This window comes from Neobacillus cucumis, from assembly GCF_023715505.1.
In genome coordinates, this window is sequence record NZ_JAMBOH010000020.1 from 18,839 (window position 1) to 39,479 (window position 20,641).

The 20,641-nt window shown below is 35.4% G+C and carries 21 protein-coding genes and 2 pseudogenes; 2 read left to right on the forward strand and 21 right to left on the reverse strand.

Annotated features, from left to right (window positions below; all coding sequences use genetic code 11):
* The first annotated feature begins 75 nt into the window (after positions 1-75).
* Complete coding sequence (locus M3226_RS22305; protein WP_251570790.1) at positions 76-546, forward strand: DinB family protein; 471 nt, start codon at positions 76-78, stop codon at positions 544-546.
* Between the two features lie 52 nt (positions 547-598).
* On the opposite strand, the gene M3226_RS22310 is transcribed toward M3226_RS22305, so the two are convergent.
* The 19 genes and pseudogenes from M3226_RS22310 to M3226_RS22390 form a co-directional block, all read right to left on the reverse strand.
* A complete protein-coding gene (locus M3226_RS22310) occupies positions 599-1,087 on the reverse strand; it encodes a CBO0543 family protein (protein WP_251570792.1) in 489 nt (162 codons plus the stop codon).
* 659 nt (positions 1,088-1,746) lie between these two features.
* Entirely contained in the window at positions 1,747-2,346 is a 600-nt protein-coding gene (locus tag M3226_RS22315) for a nitroreductase family protein (protein ID WP_251570794.1), read from the reverse strand.
* A gap of 205 nt (positions 2,347-2,551) precedes the next feature.
* Positions 2,552-2,824: a hypothetical protein gene (locus tag M3226_RS22320; protein ID WP_251570795.1), complete on the reverse strand. Its 273-nt coding sequence runs from the start codon at positions 2,822-2,824 to the stop codon at positions 2,552-2,554.
* Complete coding sequence (locus M3226_RS22325) at positions 2,824-3,537, reverse strand: pirin family protein (protein WP_251570797.1); 714 nt, start codon at positions 3,535-3,537, stop codon at positions 2,824-2,826. Before M3226_RS22325 ends, M3226_RS22320 begins: the two co-directional genes overlap by 1 nt.
* A 273-nt stretch (positions 3,538-3,810) precedes the next feature.
* Positions 3,811-4,236 (reverse strand): DoxX family protein, encoded by a 426-nt coding sequence (locus M3226_RS22330; protein ID WP_251570799.1) that lies wholly within the window; start codon positions 4,234-4,236, stop codon positions 3,811-3,813.
* Between the two features lie 30 nt (positions 4,237-4,266).
* Positions 4,267-4,701, reverse strand: a pseudogene (locus tag M3226_RS22335) (alpha/beta hydrolase); the annotation flags it as partial.
* Positions 4,702-5,606 (reverse strand): annotated as a pseudogene (locus M3226_RS22340) (ring-cleaving dioxygenase); the annotation flags it as partial.
* 41 nt (positions 5,607-5,647) lie between these two features.
* Positions 5,648-6,256 (reverse strand): flavin reductase family protein, encoded by a 609-nt coding sequence (locus tag M3226_RS22345; protein ID WP_251570801.1) that lies wholly within the window; start codon positions 6,254-6,256, stop codon positions 5,648-5,650.
* A gap of 23 nt (positions 6,257-6,279) precedes the next feature.
* On the reverse strand, positions 6,280-7,218 hold the full coding sequence (locus tag M3226_RS22350) for a ring-cleaving dioxygenase (protein WP_251570802.1): 939 nt from the start codon (positions 7,216-7,218) through the stop codon (positions 6,280-6,282).
* A 127-nt stretch (positions 7,219-7,345) separates the two neighbouring features.
* Positions 7,346-7,744, reverse strand: a complete 399-nt coding sequence (locus M3226_RS22355; RefSeq protein ID WP_251570804.1) for a DoxX family protein — start codon at positions 7,742-7,744, stop codon at positions 7,346-7,348.
* A 54-nt stretch (positions 7,745-7,798) separates the two neighbouring features.
* Positions 7,799-8,227: a MarR family winged helix-turn-helix transcriptional regulator gene (locus M3226_RS22360; protein ID WP_251570806.1), complete on the reverse strand. Its 429-nt coding sequence runs from the start codon at positions 8,225-8,227 to the stop codon at positions 7,799-7,801.
* Positions 8,228-8,733: 506 nt separating this feature from the next.
* Entirely contained in the window at positions 8,734-9,783 is a 1,050-nt protein-coding gene (locus M3226_RS22365; protein ID WP_251570808.1) for a DUF3231 family protein, read from the reverse strand.
* 863 nt (positions 9,784-10,646) lie between these two features.
* On the reverse strand, positions 10,647-10,814 hold the full coding sequence (locus M3226_RS32815; protein ID WP_374110669.1) for a DAPG hydrolase family protein: 168 nt from the start codon (positions 10,812-10,814) through the stop codon (positions 10,647-10,649).
* On the reverse strand, positions 10,815-10,949 hold the full coding sequence (locus M3226_RS32300) for a hypothetical protein (protein WP_285857948.1): 135 nt from the start codon (positions 10,947-10,949) through the stop codon (positions 10,815-10,817). It lies immediately after the preceding gene.
* 7 nt (positions 10,950-10,956) lie between these two features.
* Positions 10,957-11,232, reverse strand: coding sequence for a hypothetical protein (locus M3226_RS22370; RefSeq protein WP_251570810.1), 276 nt, complete (start codon positions 11,230-11,232; stop codon positions 10,957-10,959).
* Positions 11,225-11,596, reverse strand: coding sequence for a hypothetical protein (locus M3226_RS22375; protein ID WP_251570812.1), 372 nt, complete (start codon positions 11,594-11,596; stop codon positions 11,225-11,227). Before M3226_RS22375 ends, M3226_RS22370 begins: the two co-directional genes overlap by 8 nt.
* 427 nt (positions 11,597-12,023) lie before the next feature.
* Positions 12,024-12,938 carry an ROK family protein gene (locus M3226_RS22380; protein WP_251570813.1) on the reverse strand — a complete coding sequence of 305 codons (915 nt, stop codon included), beginning with the start codon at positions 12,936-12,938 and terminating at the stop codon, positions 12,024-12,026.
* A gap of 207 nt (positions 12,939-13,145) precedes the next feature.
* Positions 13,146-14,933, reverse strand: coding sequence for a beta-glucuronidase (uidA, locus tag M3226_RS22385; protein ID WP_251570815.1), 1,788 nt, complete (start codon positions 14,931-14,933; stop codon positions 13,146-13,148).
* A 132-nt stretch (positions 14,934-15,065) separates the two neighbouring features.
* Positions 15,066-16,439 (reverse strand): MFS transporter, encoded by a 1,374-nt coding sequence (locus M3226_RS22390; protein WP_251570817.1) that lies wholly within the window; start codon positions 16,437-16,439, stop codon positions 15,066-15,068.
* A 375-nt stretch (positions 16,440-16,814) separates the two neighbouring features.
* Between M3226_RS22390 and M3226_RS22395 the strand changes: the two genes are divergently transcribed.
* Positions 16,815-18,056 (forward strand): helix-turn-helix domain-containing protein, encoded by a 1,242-nt coding sequence (locus M3226_RS22395; RefSeq protein WP_251570819.1) that lies wholly within the window; start codon positions 16,815-16,817, stop codon positions 18,054-18,056.
* Between the two features lie 478 nt (positions 18,057-18,534).
* Here M3226_RS22395 and M3226_RS22400 read toward each other — a convergent pair whose 3' ends face one another.
* Both M3226_RS22400 and M3226_RS22405 read right to left on the reverse strand, forming a co-directional pair.
* Entirely contained in the window at positions 18,535-18,720 is a 186-nt protein-coding gene (locus M3226_RS22400) for a Fur-regulated basic protein FbpA (protein WP_251570822.1), read from the reverse strand.
* Between the two features lie 877 nt (positions 18,721-19,597).
* Positions 19,598-20,575, reverse strand: coding sequence for an aldo/keto reductase (locus M3226_RS22405; protein ID WP_251570824.1), 978 nt, complete (start codon positions 20,573-20,575; stop codon positions 19,598-19,600).
* Positions 20,576-20,641: the final 66 nt, after the last annotated feature.

The following is a 20,641-nucleotide window of genomic DNA, read 5'->3' on the forward strand; positions in this document are numbered from 1 at the left end:
GAGTATTTTTAATAGTCCAATTAAATTAATGCAACACTAGTGAATTATAATATGTTTATCAAAGGAGGAACATTTATGAACTCAATTGATTTATTGATTTTTAACTTTAATGAAGTTAGAAGAAGAAGCATAAAGGTTTGGATATCTATACCTAGAGAAAAACTCGAATGGAGACCAGATGATGAAGCACTGAATTGCATAGAAATGATTAGACACGTATTGGAAAGCGAGCATTATTACCACCTGGCCATTAAAAATCGAGGGAGTTTATCCGTTTTCGATTCCCCTTTCGAAAATAGACCTTTTACTTCTGTCAATGCAGAATTGGAATTTGCAGAACCTTATCGAAATGATTTCATTGATACAATCAAGTCTTTTACTGAAGAAGACTTGGCAAATATAAAGATTGACCGCTCCGATTCAGGGTACATAAGAGATTTAGGTGACATGCTGTTACGAGTGGCCTATCATGAATCAGTTCATACTGGTCAGTTATTAGATTATTTAAGAACAGCAGGGGTTCCAAGAATTCGTATCTGGGATTAGCCATGATATTGGTGCTATCACAATAGTGATGCACCTTTCTTAGAATCAAACTTTAATATTCGGTTATATTTTGTTTACCTTTTAACTTATCTAACATTTTTAATAAACCAACAAACCCTCTAATGATAAACAAAGTAGAATTAACACTTGCAAAAGTATGGAAGACTGACCATTTGTTCCATTTAAATAATCTCGAGTTCTTTTCCATAAACCATTGACCCAGACTCATAGGAACACTAAAAAGCAAACTTTTCATTAGAATTTTACTGAATTTATCATTATACGATATTTTCACCCAGATAACACTTAGAATTGGGAAAAATAACATATCATAAATAATATTTGTTTTAAAAATTTTTGAAAAAGGGCGAACTGGGTATTCAATTCTTTTGGTGCCAACAACATAAGCATCAATAAGAGTCGCAATAACTCCTTTTGAGAAAAAAATCAAAAGATTTTCTCTCATTTTTGAACCTCTAAATAAAAATGGAAAAGATAAAACACATCCTGCTAATAGTAACTTTAACAACTTTTTCTCCACTAATTAACACCCTCTCGCACTTTCATAATGATATCCTTAAAATGCCCTAAATTTACCATTAATACTCTATCGTTATTTAATTAAATTTTTAATAAATACCCTTTAAACAATACAATAAAAAAGTTCGTTCACTTTAATTTTGCTTATCCTATTTGAATGTACCTAAATCCTTATATTCAAGTATTGTCTCTGTAATTTTGGGAATGCTTAATTCAGACAGATGATTCTATCCCCTGTTGTAATCTGGTTTAAGATAGCTGTCATTAGTTTGAAAGGAGTCTAGTACAAAGATGGACAAAAACAATAAAAAATTGGATCAGCATAATAAGGATTGCGAATGTGAATTTTGCAAGAAACGAGCAAATATAGAAATGAAAAAGGAAGATGAACGAAAAGAAATTGTAGAAATGATAAAACGTATATAATATTAGAAAAAACAAACAAGCTTAAAAAAGTAAAGATGGGAACCTCTTAAAATTTGAAGGAAATACACTTAATAAATACGGAGGGGGTAAACCACCCCTTCTCCCACCATCGTATGCGCTGCTTCCAAACGCGGCAGTTCTGGCTCACACGCTATTGACTGCCCCGCATTTTCATCAAAAAACCTGATGGAAATTACCATCAGGCTTCATTAATGAAAAAACTCTTCGACTATCTTATTTATAAAATTTCACACGATTTTCTACTGGCTTAAATTCTTTCTCACCTGGTCGAGCTGTTGGATTACCAAATGGCATCTGGGCAATCAACTTCCAATTAGAAGGAATATTCCATTCATTTTTCACTTCTTCATCAATAAGTGGGTTATAGTGTTGTAACGATGCTCCTAGCCCTTCTGATTCTAATGCTGTCCAAACAACTAATTGGTGCATACCTGATGCTTGATTTGACCAAACGGGAAAATTGTCAGCATATGTACTGAATTGTTCTTGAAGAGATTTAATAATATCTTGGTCCTCAAAAAATAGTACAGTTCCGTACCCCGCCTTAAATGATTCCATTTTTTGTTGAGTTCCAGAAAAGTCTCCATTTCCAACTAACTCTCTTAAGGTCTCAGTAATAATATCCCATAATTTATCATGAGATTCACCAGTCAATACTACAAGACGTGCTGTTTGCGAGTTAAAAGCAGAAGGTGTGTATTTTACTGCAAATTCTACAATTTCTTTAATTCTCTCATCCGAAACTTGTACGTCTTTATTGATTCCATAGAATGAACGTCTTTCTTTTAGTACAGAATAAAAATCTTTGGTCATAACATTATACCCTCCAGTAATTATGGTTTGAAGCAAGGCATCTCAAATTCACAGTAATTGACTTGGAGATTAAAATCAATTCATTTGTTTTAAAATATTTTTGACTTCTACTTTTGGTAAAATTAACAATAATTTATTTATGTTCCCAACGCACTGTTTTATATTATGAGAAACTATAATCAGTTTTATTACAAAAAAGACTTCTTTATGTTGGATATACAGTTTTATGGTCAGCAAGAATAATCAATTCTTTATCGTTTCGTTGAAAATTAATTTGTGCATCAGAGGAATAAAACCAAGCCTTTTCATTTTCCTTTATTTCGAATATGTTTAACTCATCCTGAAAGTATAAAACTGTCGAAGCCGTTTCTTCATCAACAGGGACGGAGATTAACCAACGATCGTCCTGTTTTTCAATGTTGTAACTATTCGTTTGGCACAGCAATCTGCTGCCAATAGAGTGACGTATCATCAACATTAAAAGTCACCCCCAGGTAAATCGATTAATAAAAAGAAACTATCTTGATTTCCCTGAATAGTTATTTCATGAATGTCCGTTATACGGGCAGCGTCTCTGGACTTTAAAATAAAATCATTGTTGATTGAAATTTCTCCCTCAATATTAAAGACGTAAATCTTCCGACCTGATTCCTGTTCAAAGCTCAAAATCTTCTTTCCATCCAATCTTGACAAATAAAGTGTTAAATCTTGATGGATTCTAGCTACCTGATCAGACGATGTATGCGAAATGACTGGTAGTAGCTGATTGTGTAATTTTGAAATATCATATGAAATGTCTTCATATGACGGTTGTAGCCCTTTTTCATTTGGTGAAAACCATAACTGTAAAAATTGTACTTCTTCATCGTTTGATGCGTTAAATTCAGAATGAAGCACTCCAGTTCCAGCGGTTATTCGCTGAATACTACCATGACCAAGGATTCCAGAGTTCCCTAAGTTGTCTTCATGTTTAAGCTGTCCCTTTAAGATAATTGAGACTATTTCCGCTTCTCGATGCGGATGGATCCCAAAGCCGTGTCCCGCCTGAACGGTATCATCATTAAAAACTCGCAGTGGACCGAATCGTAAATTATTCGGATCATAATACTCTCCAAATGAAAAACCTAGTGAACTATCCAACCAATCATTTTTTACTGTGTAGCGTTTATCTCCAGGAAAAAGTTGAATCAATTCTTTCACTCCCTAAATAAAATCTCTGTTTAATTAATTATAAAATTTATCTCAAATTGGAATATTATTAATTAAGATTATTTAAATTCATATAATTATTTTTTGCAACAAAATCACAATTAATGATTTACTTAACAAAGCCAATCGACCTTCTCAATTAGCCCTGTTAACTTTATAGATACCCTTTTTTTACCGATTGTATCAGGTTCAAGCATAAATTTCTGAAGAAGGAAAATAATAGTGGTAAATAAAGACTTTTTACCCATTGATTTATTAAGCAGCTCTTTTGAACTCATTTGAATCTTTGTGAAAAACCAATTGGCTTAAGGATAACACCTTACTTCCATTGATTGCGAGATAGATTGCAATTGCTAAGAATGCCAAATCTAACTCATATCCAGCCATTTGACCATTTCCTAATAAACCAACTGAAAGCTTTACTTTTATTGTTGCCCCAATCATCATTAATGCAAACAATGCTGCAAAAAATCTAGTTGCCAATCCAATGATTATGGCGATCCCACCAATAATCTCAAGAAATGCAACTCCATATGCCATAAATCCAGGCAAGCCGATACTATCAAACCATCCTACAATATTTTCAATTCCACCTTGAAACTTAACAATTCCATGTATTAAAAATAATGCTCCTAATGTCACGCGTAAAATAAATGCTCCTATTTCGTTTTTTATCATCATTCTCTTTCTCCTCCCAAACATAGTTTTTTATTATAACTTTCTATACCATTGAGCAGCAGCTTCGACCTCTTGGGCGGATAATTGATGACCTCTATTTTCCCAATGAAGTTCTACATTCGCATTAGCCTTTTTTAATACTGATTCAAGTTCAGCCGATTCCATTGGTGAGCAAATCGGATCATTTGTCCCAGCTGAAATAAACACTGACTTACCCGATAAATCTGGAAGGTCGATCCCTTTTCTCGGCACCATAGGATGAAGAAGAATGGCACCCTTTAAGGCATTTTGATAGTGAAATAATAGACTCGCTGCTATATTCGCTCCATTTGAGTATCCAATAGCGATAATATGATCGCGGTCCAAACCATACTTTTCAGCTGCTTCATCGAGAAACTCATTTAATTCTTTTGTTCGGAAAACGAGGTCTTCTTCATCAAAAACTCCCTCAGCCAATCTTCGGAAGAATAAGGTTTCTTCTAATTCTTCTCTTTTTGACTCTAACCAAGATGGCAGCATAAGTTTTTTCCCGAGTTCCTCTATAGGTTCATCCGCCGCAAAACCAAGTGGGTCGGTCGCAATTTCGAAGAGGATACCCCCTGGTTCATGAAAATATAGAGCTTTAAAGTAGTTTCGGTCAAGAATATCTGTAGGATAATGCCCTTTTTCAAGGAGAAGGGATCTCCACTTTTGATGCTCTTCCTCATCCTTTGCTCTCCAAGCTATATGGTGAACTGTGCCTGCTCCCATTAGCCCTGGGACTGAAGGATTTAAGTGAATATCAATGGTATTGCCAATATTTCCTTTAGATTTAAATCTTAGAAATTCATTTTCTTGGCCCAGGCAATCAAACCCTAAAATATTTTCTAGTACATCCGTTGTCTTATGCGGCTGTGCTGAAAATAGAACAGCACCACCAAATCCTTTAATCGCATTTTCTGCTTGAACTCCTCCAAAGTTCCAAGTATTAAATGAACCTTCGTCTCGTTCTGTCAATTCCAATAGGAGTCCGTCTGGATCATGAAATTGTAAATATCTTTCCCCAAACCGATTGGAAGAAGTAAATTCAATTCCAAATTTCCGAAATCGATTTTACAAAAAGGAGCCGAACCCTTCGGAATCATATAACTAGTCACACCAACCTGACCGATACCTATTCGACCTTTTAGTTGTTTAGCCCATGGAAAAAACGTTATTACCGAACCTGGTTGACCTAGTTCATTCCCAAAATAGAGATGGTACACTTCTGGACGATCAAAATTAATGGTTTTTTTGACAAGCCTTAACCCAAGTACACCTGCATAGAAATCAATATTTCTTTGTGCATCGTTTACCATAGCTGAAATATGATGAATGCCTGCTGTTTTTTGCATTATACCCTCTCCATTTCATCAAAATGGGATTTCACAAGGACTTATTTAGGTCTTTCGATTTCAAATACTTCACCAATTTTTGCGTAATTATTCCCAGCTAAGCGGCTGACAGCTGCTAAGCCCCTTGGATTAATTCTTCCATTTTCATAAATGTCATTTTCGATATGAAAATGAACTACTCTTCCTATCATTAGGTCACATCCCGGCGAATCCAAGCCTCCCAATTCTAAGGAATGTTCTAATACACATTCCATTCTGATTTTTGCTTCCTTCACTCCAGGAACTGAAATTTTCACACTATCTACCGAAGTTAAGTCAGCTAACTCTATCTCACTTTGATTAGGAGGAAGGTTTGCCGCTGTTTTATTTATTTTTTCAACGTTATGTTCATCAACCATATGAACTACAAATTGCTTGGACTCAGTAATATTTCTTGCTGTATCTTTTTGTCCCCCAGCTGAGCGTTGAATAGATAATGAAATCATCGGAGGATTGGATGACACGATGTTAAAATAACTAAATGGCGCTCCATTCAATACACCATCTTTTGAAATTGATGTTACGAATGCTATTGGTCTGGGTATGATGCTTCCTATTAGAAATTTATAATTTTCTCTTTCTGACATTGAGGCTGGGTCAATTGAAAGCAAAGATATCATTCCTTTTCAAAAAATCAGTCTAGTTCTCTTACTTCAAACGGTAATAACACTCGTTCAATCTTTGCTCGGTGCGGCTCATACTGTGATGGCAACATCAATTTTTCTCCCATTGTCGCTTGTGATTCATCATGAGCAAATCCTGGAGGATCCGTTGCAATTTCAAACAGTATTTCTCCATGTTCTCTGAAATAAATAGCATTGAAGTAATTTCGATCCTGAACAGGAGTTACTCCGTAGCCATTGGCTGCTACATACTTTTGCCAATCCAATTGATCTTGGTCATCAATTGCCCGCCATGCAATATGGTGAACGGTTCCAACACCCATTTGTCCCCGTCCAATTGGAGTCAATTTTAGATCTATAATGTTTCCGATATCCCCAGTAGAACGGAAACGTGCGAAATCTCCCTCTTTACCGACTGATTCAAGGCCCATTACTTTTTCTAATAATTCTCCCGTTTTGTCAGGTTGGGTTGATAAAAGAGTTGCTCCTCCAAAACCTTTGATAGCAGCTTCAGGTGTTACCTCACCAAAAGTCCAAGTATTGTTTTCTCCTTCTTCTCTTTCGACAATTTCCAGGTGAAGACCATGTGGATCATCGAATTCTAAATAATGCTCTCCAAAGCGTTCCATTTTTTTAAAAGAAACATTGAATTTTTCCAGTCTTTTTTCCCAAAATTCCATCGCACCTTTTGGAACGACATATGAAGTAACACCGACTTGACCGTCCCCAATAATTCCTTGATGAGCTCCCGCCCATGGAAAGAATGTAATAATGGTTCCTGGCTTTCCGCCTTCATTCCCGAAATAAAGGTGATAAGTACCTGGGTCATCAAAATTGACAGTTTGTTTTACCAAACGTAACCCCAAAACTCCTGCGTAAAAGTCTACATTCTCTTGAGGATGACCGACGATGGCTGTGATATGGTGAATACCCATTGTTTTCTTACTCATTTTCAACACTCCATTTCTGATTTAAAATTCAATTATTTAAAAATCCACTCTTACCTATTTTGTTCCCAGGATGAAAATAAAATCTTAAACTTTTTACTTTAATTCAATTATCTCTAAATCGAGATAATTAGAACAAAAAAGCATCTACAGCATATTGACCTGGTCCAATTAAAGCTACACCAATAGCAATTGCAAGCAGGGTAAGGTTATATTCATATCCATTTACCGTTGCCCATAATCCGTTTGGACCGTGAACTTTCAGAATAGCCATTACCATGGTTCCCGCAATCATAATTCCAGCAAGTGGAGTTAAAAGACCTAGAGCAAACAAAACGCCTCCAACGAGTTCTGCCAATCCTGCCAATAGAGCCATGGTTATACCAGGTTTCATGCCAATGGAATCAAACCAGCCTCCCGTACCCTTTAAACCATAACCGCCGAACCATCCAAACAATTTTTGAGCTCCATGACCAATAAATAAAATACCCACTACTAAACGAATTATTAATAAACCAAGGTTTATCATCTCAAATCCTCCTAATATATTATTTATCTCGACTTCGAGATATAAGACAAAAAATCAACTTTGTTCTTTCCTATTTATCTTTTTCAAGAGTTTAACAAATATTTCTTTCTCCTGTTTATTTAAAGAGCAAAACATGGAATCTACAAATTCTTGATGTTTTGGCATGATTCTGCCCATCAATTCTTTTCCTGCGTCTGTTAACTTAACATGGATGACTCTTCGATCTTCCACACATGCCTGACGACTTAATAATTCTCTCTGTTCTAATTTATCTATAACGTAAGTCATTGTGCCACTTGAAATTAAAATGCTTTTACCGATTTGATGAATGGTTTGTTTTCCCTTATTGTAAAGCACTTCTAGAACGGAAAATTCAGTAATACTAAGGTTATACTGACTCATTGCCACTCTCATACAATCCTGTACTGCTTTAGATGTTTCCATTAAAACAAGATAGGGTAAATTAGTGCATGTTGTATCCATTTATTCACCTCCTACAAAAATCTCAAATTTAAATATCTTGAATATTAGATAATAATAAAACTTTAAGACCTCCTTGTCAATAATATTTTTCAAAACTTACATCTTTTTTTTTCTTGATAAGCTTCTATTTAATTAAGAACCAGGTGCATATTGGCATGAGCTGTGCTTGAGCGTGCTGCGGGCTAATTAGTTGAATTTCAGGGAACATAAATAAGTGCCTTTAATGTCGACCAATCACTTTCCAACGATACATCGCTAGCTTTCAGAACAGATGAACTTTTGTTTATATAAGAGTTCAATGATATTGAAACGTGCAAAACGCGATGCGGAGTCTTCCTCCATGCATCGCGTTTTTAATAAACATATATATTCCCCAGATTATTCGAGCCGGTTGTCAAATAAGAATTTAACTAATGTATTGCTGAACTCTCAGATGACCGCTTTTTCATCCATTTTTTTAATATGAATAATATGTAACTAAACCATAAGGAGAATCCAATTGTACCCTAAACTCTGTCAAACGCTTGTGGCGGTGATTCCATCCACCCTTTTTCAATTAAGAGATTCGTACCGTCGTCAACAAAAAAGCCAATGTTCATAAGAGTCCTTGCATATAACAGGTCTATATCTCTTCTTGCCGTGACCGCTAGTGAATTTCCAAATGCCCTAATCTTCATTGCGAACATGTCCACTTTATGAAACAGCATGATTTTATCGGAAAAAGGAGGATAGGTAGACGGTGTAACCAAATGGTCTAGGTACGACGGTGATAGCATATGTTCCAGGTGAAGTTTCTCCTGATACTGTTTCACAGCTTTATCAGTCATATCTAGTCCTCTCTTAAACAAAGCCTTTATCTTCTCATCTTGAACGATCTGATAAAATCCTAATAATAATGCCTTACTTGTTGTGTTATTCTCAATGTTATCATAAAGATGAATAATTTCTAATGCCTGTAATTGCCGGACATCTCCCGTAAATCCATTTAAGAAACTTTGTTTATGAATTTTAATAATTCCTTCTGGTGTTGGAATGATAGGAGGTTTGGCAATTAATTTTTTTTCGATTAAAACACTATTAATTTGCCCTAAAAGGACGGTAGTACATTGGTTACAATAAATAAAAAACTCTCTTATATCTTCTCTCATCATTAAGGGAACCGCTACTGCGTAAAGGCTCATACCTGCTTTTGCAGCATATTTTAAATAATGAGCGTAAAATTCATCTGCGTATAAACGGGGAGAACCAAGATTTACATCATCTTTCGTAAATCCAACTGGTATAGGGAAATGTTCTTTATTAAAGAATTCTTCTATCCTCTTTATGAAATCCTTTGATAAGGCTAAACCATTTTCCAACAGCGTCTTAATTTCTTCATCCTCGCAGTGTTGAAGAAAATAGCTTAATATTTGGATTGACATACTGTTTCCCATATAGGTAGCCCAAAGTTTACCCATTTCAAAAGACGTTAAAGGTTGGGTCTCATCTAAATCTTTTGAAATTATATTTAGAGGTTTCATAACATTCATTGGATTTAAATCTTTCTCTGTGGTCATCTTTAATCTCCCTTTGTAAAATAAAGGATAAAATCATTCAGATTCATCCTTAAAATTGATTAAGTTAATTCCTCTTTTTAAAATGAAGGAATACTTTTGGTACTCAGGTGTAGTTCAGTTCCTTTTAAACCCGTTTATTTTATAAAAATTAAGGTAGTTAATAGTTAATTTCTCCAAAGGCATTAAATATATGACAATATAAAGAAAAATTTAACAAAACAATCTGCACGTTTACCATGAAAATTTCGTTTTAACTTAAAAAAATCAGGTATGATACTATCTTCACAAAAGAAATAAAGGCAAAAGTAAAAGGCATGATTCTACTACCAGGCTCATTCCCCAACAAACTGCTTGATGGAACAACAGTTTAACATTATGGGGTCACTTCAATAATTGTTTGCCTTTCCTTTGTTCTTCCAAATCTTTAAATTACTGGACTCTTAGACCCAAATTTTTCAAAAGCATCAATTATGGTAAGCCCGATAAATGATAGTGCCATAGCTCCACAGAAAAAAAGCGGAACAAGAACTTTTTAAAGTGCCATTTGTCTCACTAACCGGCCAAATATTAAAATACCTGTAAATGCACCTGATTGCATAATCATCGCCTATAATATTAAATACTAAGCGAAATCTTTGAAAGCGGATACTATTTGATAATTAATTTAAGGTCTTAGTCAATATAAAAAAATACAACCAGGATGTACTAAAAGTCGTCGTAAATTTCAGTAAAATTGTGGATATTCTCACCCTTATTTGCAAAATTGAAAAAAGCCCTCCGTCATAAATAGGAAGAAGCTTACAGTTATTTACCTCAACAACTTTTTGTAACATTTTTACTTTTTTATTTATATATTTAAAAATTCAACTTTTCTTCTTCAAACAAGTTTGGTAATATTGGTTCTTGTTCTCATCAATTTGATATCCACTCCAAAATCGTGATCTTAATTCAACTCCACCTTCAGCTTCTCGCACAAAATGTGTCATAACAACATCTAATTTATTTTCAAAGGTACAATTTGCACAGACAATTTACTTAGCAATTTCTTCTATAATAATGTTTTGGTCCATATCTTCTAAACTAGCTGTCCCTTTACATTCAGTTGTTATTCTGCTAATAAGGATTAATCCTAAAATATCGATTCCAATAAAGATCATGTAAGCCAAATTAAAATCACCAGTGTACTTCATAGATAGCAGCGAAGTCATAACGTCCGTAAACAGTACCCGTCATAGAGGTAATAAAGTTTTTAATACCGGCTAGACCAGAACCGACAGCAATAGCCGTGATAAAGGTCAGGATCACATTTCCCTCAAGGAGCAGCAAAATGATGGTTACTATGTAGGACAAAACATAGATCATACTCGCCTTTTTTGTCCCCACTTTTTGATCAAGCCAGCCCCATAAATAACTGCCAATTAAACAGAAAATCGCTGCAGTGCTAAGCATGGAAAGTGCGAAACTTTCGCTGTATCCAACAAAAACTAACCGTACAACGTCCTTTTTTGGTAATCTCCGCCAGTGCATAATTAGTCTTCCTACAAATCTTAATACTACTCTCTTCATCCAATTGCTCCGGACCCGGAGAACTGCTTAAAATAACCAGATCTACCCCTTGCTCTTTCATCAGCTGATTTCGCTTTTCGGCAACCTCCAACAGCTGCGGCAGTATAGCATCTTGAGGCATTGTAATGGCATCTGTCCAAGTAATCACATTATTTTTTTTTCTGTAAAATGGCGGCTGTTGTCTTTTAGAAAATTCCTCTAGTAAACTTTGATCGTAAAAATGATTTTCAAAATCAATTTTTATCATGTGATATTTCCCCTTTGTAATTTTTTTAATATTAACCAACTAAGAGATCGCTTACAAAATTGTTTATCCTAACCTCCTTCCAACTTTAATACAAAAGTGATGTATTTTTAATTTAAATATTGCAAATATTATGCCAACAGAGCGCCTCTAAGAATTGATTGGTTTTATGCTATCTCTACGGTATTTATAGAATAATGGAACCATACAAACTGATAACGAAATGTATCAACTGTCGAATTGATTTAGGGAAAGCCTTGATATACAAGGAGTTAGGTTGATAAATTTTTGTATCAATCATAAAATCAAATGTATCATTATAAAGAGGAACTTTAATATAGTCGAAAAGGTTTTTTTATTACATATGATAGCTCCAATCCTGACTCCACGCTTAGCACCGTTATGCATAAAAAAAAGCCCCTATTAATTATCATAGGTGACTAAGAGAAAATGTGTGTTCTTTGCTGACAAAGAAATGATAGAGTGCCCCATAAAGGTTGGCATCATTATGAAACTTACAAGCAACAACTTTAGGGTTTGCTGTATGCAAAGGATTGGCATTTTTGATTTCATTAATAGCCCATTGAATTCTTTCGAGCAAAATTGGCTGAACACTAATTCCGCCGCCAATCGCAAAAACTTCCGGATCTAAAATATAATGTAGGTTTAATATTTGCGCTGCTAAGTTAATGCAATATTCATTGAAGATGGCATTGGCTTCTACATCGTTGTTGTTAATGTATTTAAAAACCTGTTCTCCATCTGTTGAATCGTCAAGTTTCTTTATTTCGGCAATCCTGCGTACCATGTCAACAGCAGAACAAATCAATCCAAAATATTCTGCTGCTCCTGTTTGTGGGTTGATTTGATTCAATATATAGCTTACTTCACCAGCAGAAAGATGGACCCCACGATGAAGTTTTCCATCAATAATGATTCCTGCTCCAACTGCACTTCCTAGTACGAGCACCACCGAATTCTTAGTACCCTTCACACTACCAAGCCATAATTCAGCTAAGGCAGCACAATTTGCATCGTTTTCGATAAACACTTCTTTACCATATTTCTTTTCAATTTTATTTTTCAGATTTACTTCGTGTAAAAATGGAAATGAACCACCAAAATAAATCATACCTGTGTCTACATCAATTGTTCCTGGGCAACTGATTGCAATCCCTTTTATATCTGATAAAACATGCTCCTCAACAATAGAAAAAATCACATTCTCAAAATCAGTTAAATTTGTTCTTGGAGTCAGCCGTTTTCCTTTTATCACAATATTTGCTGCTGCATCCATCAATGCATATTTGGCAAAAGTTCCTCCTATATCAATTACTAAATACATTATTAATCTCCTCTCTACTGAATTCTTCCGGGGGCACTCTTGTTGTTCTGACACAAAAAGGCCTTCCATATTTCACCACGACTTTGACCTAGCCATTAGAAATGAAAAAAGCAAAACCCGCAATGACTCCTGTGAGTTTTGCTTTTATTAATAGTCAATAGAATTCCTTTACATTCTAGAAAATTAAAAAAGTTACTATATTAAGACTTAGCCCTTATAGTTAAAATCAGGAATGATTGTCCAGCGTCTTCGCAGCTCATGTGCGACATACTTAGGCTTTCGGTCACGGGTAAAGATTCCTTTTTTATTTCCCTGAACACGGATAATTCCTTGACTTGTTGCGAAATCAGCAAAGTTCCACACCTGCTCCCCAACAAACTGGTTATATTCATCAAACACTTCGTGATTTGCCCTATAGAACTCTACTTGATATTCTTCTGTAAACATAACAGGCTCTACATCGTGCAATCCCGCAACCGTATCAGCACCATATTCGGTCATCATGAACGGTTTGTTAGGGCATCGTTTAAGCCAGCCATTAAATTCTGTACGAAGCTTTTCTTTAGCTGACACGAAATCACCGCCATCAACATACCAACCGTAGTATCTATTAAAAGTAAGGATATCCAGTAGTTCCGCAACTTGGTCTTTTTCTGGTGAAGATTCAATTTGAGTTACGAGAGTAATAGGTCGTTTTTGCGGGTCAAGTTCTTTTGCCTGTTCAACTAGCGGCTTAAAGTATTCATATGCCCCCTCTTCTTCTGATGCAGGTTCATTTGCTATATTCCACATAACGACCGACGGATGGTTTTTATCACGTTCAATTAATTCCTTGATAACCTGTTGATGATGCTCGAAGGTTTTGAGCTCCTTCCAAGTATTTCGAAGGTTACCTCCGTTGTACATGACCATCATGTTCAAGTGCAAACCGACTGCTGGCACTTCATCAATGACGACAAACCCTTCACGATCAGCAAGACGCATGATTTCTTCCGAATACGGATAATGGGCCGTCCTGAACGAGTTTGCCCCAGTCCATTTCATTAGGTTGAAATCCATAACATTGGCTGCTTCATCAAATCCTCTTCCATGAATAGGCGTATCTTCGTGCTTGCCAAAGCCTTTGAAATAAAAAGGCTTATTATTGATAAGGAACTTCCCTTCTTTTATCTCTACTGTCCTGACACCAAATGGCTGTTCATAAACATCAATGATTTCTCCATGCTTTTCCAGCTCTACCCGAAGTGTATACAAATAGGCATTTAATGGCTCCCACAGCTTTACGTTTGGGATTGTAATTGTCCCGGAAACTCCTTCAGCCTCTCCAACGACAACACCTAAATCGTCTACAGCCTTTACTTTTACTTGTGCCGAACCAGCTACATCAATAGAATAATGAACCTTTCCATCTAATTCAGTTACAACCGTTACATCCTTAACATAAGTAGCCGGTGTTGTATAAATTTTCACTGGGCGGTGCAAACCAGCGTAGTTGAAAAAGTCGAAATTAGGCTGGTTGCGAATAACCTTTCCACCGCCGGGAATATCCTTTTCCGTTACAAAGCCAACCGGTAAGGTCGTTTCATCCACAATATTATTGACTGCAACAGTTAATCGATTTTTCCCTTTTTGTAAAAAATTATTTATTTCCGCCTCAAATGGTAAGAAACCACCTTTATGCTCAACAACGAGTTCTCCATTTACATATACCTTTGCTAAATGTGTGGCAGAACCAAATCGCAAAACCACTCGTTCAGCGGCAAGAATATTCGGAAGTGTAAGTTCTCGATCATACCAAACCCAACCAACATGGTCACGTATATTTGAATTCACCCCAATATCATTGAAAGATGAGGGAACAGCCATGCTTCTAGTATCGGATAATTTGGCATTTTGCCAATTTTCTTGAAATCCAATTCCTGGATCGAGCTTAAAATTCCAAATCCCATTTAAATCAATTATGCTACGTGTTTCAGTAATGATAGGATATAACATCTCTAAATCTCCTCTTAATAGAATAATAGATTCAGTGTACTTTGATCGAATGGCAAAGAAAGTAACTTTTCTAATAAATTTATTTTATTTTTAAAGGAGATAGTTAATAGTGTAAGATAACTATCTCCCTTTTTATGCAGTTTTACCAGAATTCATTTCATTTCTTTTTACTTCTAAATCAATTACAAGTTGGGCTGTACGTTTTTTGTTTAATGGGTATAAGAAGGCAATAAATGCAAAAACCAACAATAGACCTATAGCTGGTACTAAAGTGCCAAGTGTATGGATTCCATCGAGTGTACTTTGAGTTTGTGACTGAAGTGCTGGATTATAGCCAACCGCTGCAACCGCTGCACCACCTATACCGCCGGCAACAGCCTGTCCTACTTTACGGGCAAAAGAGTATAGAGAATAAATGGTTCCGTCCTCACGTAAACCAGTTAAATATTCATGGTAATCAACTAAGTCCGTAATGAACGCCCAACTAACTAAGTTAAATAGGGCATAACCAAACATGCCGATTGATAAAATCGCAATATATTGTATCGCTGACAAATTTGGCAATAGGTATAAAATGAAGTAGACCATTGCTGAAAGCAAGAACCCTGCCGAAGCTACTTCTTTTTTCCCAAACTTTGATACCAAGGGTTTAACAAGCGGCATCCCAATAAATATCGTTGCTGATTGAACAAGGCTGAGCATACTTAATATTTTTGCATTTCCGAAATAATCCTTAAACAAATAAGTATTCACAGTTCCAATTAACATTAAACTAATTAAGAATATAAGGGATCCAATAAGATAAACGATTAATGGCTTATTTTTTGAAATACCTTTTAGGGTTTTTGCCAAATTAACATTTGGTTTTGTGGTTTCATTCATTACTACTCGTTCAACACTTAATTTATAACAAGCCATATAACTTGAGATTGATAAAATTCCGAAAATAATGGCTCCCATTAAAAAGTGATTAGCATCAGCTTTATTATTTACGAACATGAGCAATGGTCCGACTACTCCGACAATTAATTGCGCCAAAGTTGCTCCAAGAGATCTCCAAGTTGATAAAGTTGTACGTTCTACTGGGTCCGCTGTAATTACGGAAGCCATTGAGCCGTACGGAATATTGACTGTACTATACAATGTTCCCCAAAGGATGTAGGTTACATAGGCATATGCTGTATAAAATCCATTTGACATCCCTGGAATATGAATAAACATTAATATACCTGAAATCACAAGCGGGAATGACATTCTATAAATCCAGGGCTTGAATTTCCCGTTTTTCCCTGCTTTTTTTGTATCAATAAAGCGACCCCATGAAACGTCTGCAACTGCATCCCACAAACGAGCTAACAAGAATAATCCCCCCACGCCTGCAGGATTAAGATGAAAAACGTCAGTATAATAGACCATTAAAAATGATGCTACGAGGCCAAAAAAGAAATCATTTCCAAAATCACCAAACAAGTACCCGATCTTATCTCTGAAACCAAATGGACGCATACAAGTCACCTCAAAAAATTTTGATTTTCGATAGATTGCGAATAATAAATAATTGATTGCTTACACTTACTTTTGAATTCGCTTACATTTTGTTTAGTTTTACTAAAGAAATTGGAATTATTATTACATGCATTTATCCCGTTTGCCAATTATAAGTTGCATTAATTTAAATAGGTACGCTTAATTAGCATTGCTTGCGAGATAATCTCTTCACTCTGGTTTCTTAGCTCTACCCCCTCATTAAACTTTTGAAATCGATTTCTTAAAAAGATTATAGTTTTTATTTTTAATATATTATGGTATATTTTACAGATAAAAAGTAAAAATTACACATTAATTTACATTCTCTTTTTATTCAAGATTGGGGGAATAAGATTGCATATCTTTAAACAAGAGGATATCGAATATATTTGTAAATTAGCTTTTAACATGTATAGAATACCAGTTTACTTTTATAATAATCGCGGGGATTTAGTCTATGATACAGCCCCTAATTCTCTGCATAATCCCTTGTATCCTTCAAATTTTGCTATTATAGCCGAACTGTTTTCGGGAACAGGACTTCATGATTTTCCCGTACTAAAGGAAACAAAATACCTAGAGAAATTTTTTTCAATTAGTATACATTCAAATCATCAATTTAGCGGAAATATAATCGTTGGCCCTGTTATTAATTTTAGGATGACTGAGGAAACCATCAATGGTACCTTAAGAGACCTGCAAATTAGTATAAATAAAGAAGAGATGGTTCGGTATTATACTGAACTTCCCATTATAAGTAATTTTAATTTTATTAATATGAGCATGGTCATTTATTACATGGTTTATCAACAAAAATTAGAATTGGTAGATATCTTGAAAAATAATGAGGAAGTAAATAAGAAAAGAATTGAGATAGAGTCTCCGCATTTCCAAATAACCGAAGGGCGCCAAACTAAAATTGTTCATACGGACATATCAATTGAAAAGAAATTCTTAAATTATATAAAGATGGGGAAAAAAGATAAATTAATAGAAACTTTCCATACTAATCAAAAACAAGGAAAAAAAGGAGTACTTTCGAAGACAAGTTATTTGCGAAGCCAAAAAAATCTAGCTATTTCAATTATCACACTCGCAACAAGAGCAGCAGTGGAAGGTGGACTTTATCAAGAAATAGCCTACAACTTAAGTGATTCGTATATACAGAAACTCGAGGAACTAACTGAAAGTAAAGCAGTCGATCAATTAATAGAAAATGCCTTATTAGAATTCGCTGAACGAGTGGAAAATAGTAAAAAACATAAATATTCCAAGCCCATAAACGTGTGCCAAAATTTTATTTTCAATCATCTTTACGATAATATAACTCTTTCAGAACTAGCTGAATTAACATCCTTGAATCCAAATTATTTATCTAATCTTTTTAAGAAGGAAGTTGGTATCTCAATTCTTCAATTTATCCAGCAAACTAAAATAGAGGAAGCAAAAAGCTTATTAAGTTATTCTAGCTATACTTTGGCGGAGATTTCTACCCTTCTGAACTTTCATGATCAAAGTTATTTTGCCAAGGTCTTTAAAAAATTTGTTGGAATTACACCGAAAAAATTTATCAATAGAAATTTGAATGGTTCTTAAAAATTTGAGAGATTGTAAATAATTACACTAAACTTTTATTGGCCGCACACCTTGTAAAATCGGTAATAGTGTCTATATGTTTTACCGTAGAAACATTATTTTCGCCAAGATAGTTCCTTGAAGAAGAAGCTCGCCGTTCCTACGCTAAGAAACGAAATACAGCTCCAATACCGGAGCTGCTATTCATTTAAATTCTAGGAGACAATTAAAAATTCTGCTCAAAAATTTCATCGCTTGTTCTACTAGATATCAAATGGCTTTTTTTTCAACACTTGGTTACGAACATATACCCAGTGTACTCGGGCCTATGTCCGTAAGAATTAGTAACAACCTCCAGGTGAATATTGTTAATTCTCCCCCCGAAATTGGCCCTCGCCACTTACCACGTGTTTGGAAAATTTATAGAATTCCTTGCCAAAAAAAAGACCGCAGGTGTGGAAACACCCTACAGTCTAATGTAAACGTAACCATATTTATTTTATACCCACTGAATAGACCCAAACTCACCATGCGGATGGTTTTGTAATTTAAATCTTCTATACTCATATTCTAATTTTGAGAGTGGCAATTCATAAAGCTTTTGATCGTCATTGTTATATACGTTTAAAAAAATTAATTTATTGATAAGTTTTTGTCGCCTTTTTTCAACATTATTTCTCATCATAAACACTCCTTCAGTTTTACAAAAACTTTCCCTTGAATACAACCACTTTTAATTTCGTTTATTAGATTGATTTTATTATAAACCTATAATTCCTATCTGTAAAGTATGAATTAAAAACAATTAAAGAAGACACTATCATCATGACAGTGTCTTCGCGATTTTCAATGACAAGCAGTATAGACCAATCTGTAAAATCTTTAAACCTTATCGATCGATCTTCTGTGCCAATCGCAAACAAAAATATTCCAGAAGTTGTGGGAATCGAACATACCAGACCCCCTGGCACCCAGGTCTCAAGCGGTTTATGTTCGAGGGAAGACTCCTCCAATCGCTTTCAAACATGCTTACAGCTCACTTTATGCAATTAATAAAAAGGGTGTAGACTACTAATGAGTTCCGTTTCCTTTGCAAAATTTTCTATCACATTATGAAATGTAATAGAAAATGCTTGACTAATAGTTATCGCATTTTGCGGTGCTATTTGTTTAGGTAAGGCTCGGCTATTAACTTATTACTTATTTTTTAATTCAGGAAGAACTTGTTCGTTGAATAAACTGATTTATTGACGACCGTCAACCAATAAAATGAACCATCAGAGTAGTCAATAACCATTTTGTACCACCATTTGTAAGTAAAAATGTATATTAATTTGTAGAGGTACACCAGCCATTGTACCCGAACAATTTGATGTACATTTTCTAATTCAGATTCCAGAGATAACCCGGTAGAAATAGCTATACACCAATAAAAAATGACTATCAAGTTAGATTACATTTTGATAGTCATTTTTATTTACATTTTTATTAATCGCCATATTTACAGAGCTCGTTAGTAAAATACATCCTTCTTAACCCTCTTCATCAAGAGTTTGTTACCCTTACTTCCATTTACCAGTTAATACCTCTGTTCGATCTGTTGCAGGTGAAGGCGTCCTTGATAAATTGGTAATGTCAGCGTACATTTCTTCTGTCATAATAAAATCAGCCGCTGCTAATGAATCTTCTAATTGGTCTAAATTTCGTGCACCAATGATAGGGGCAGTAACAGCAGGATTAGCCATAACCCACGCAACGGCTAAAGTTGCAGGTTTCACATCATGCACTTGTGCATATTTGGTGAACTGTTCAGCCGTGATAAAATCTTCATCAGCACCGTAACGGTCACCATAGCGGGCATTCTGGACAAGGCGGCCCTGCTCGGGGCGTTTATTTACTCCATATTTTCCTGAAAGAAGTCCAGCACCAAGTGGGCTGTAAGTAATGACGCCCATTTGTTCGGATGCAGCCATTGGTAAAATTTCAACCTCCGCTTGGCGTTTAACAAGGTTATACATCGGTTGGATTAATTCAAAACGAGCAAGCTGCTCTTTTGCAGAAATTCCTAATGCCTTTGTGATTTGCCATGCGGCCCAATTGCTTACTGCTGGATAGAGAATCTTTCCTTGTCGCTGTAAGTCACCGAGTGTCCGCAGCGTTTCCTCCATAGGAGTTTGTTCGTCAAAATCATGGACGAAATAAAAATCAATATACCCTGTCTTTAAACGACGCAGGCTATTTTCAATACCTTGCATCATGTGTTTTCGAGACAATCCTCTAGCATTCACATCAGCACCCGTGTTCCAGAACACCTTTGACGTTAAAACGATTTCGTCTCTTTCATGTGAGATACACTCTCCTAGGATTTCCTCAGAACGCCCATAAACATCAGCAGTATCGAAGAAGTTGATACCAGCTTCCCGACAACGTCTATACATAGCTTTAGATGTTTCCTCGTCAGCGTCTCCGCCAAAAGACATGGCACCAAAACATAAATTTGAAACTTGAATTCCTGTTTTTCCGACTGTGCGGTATTCCATAATAAATCCTCCTTAATTTGCTTTAGATTCCCACATTTCCACTTTAATTCCTAGAGTTCCTTTTAC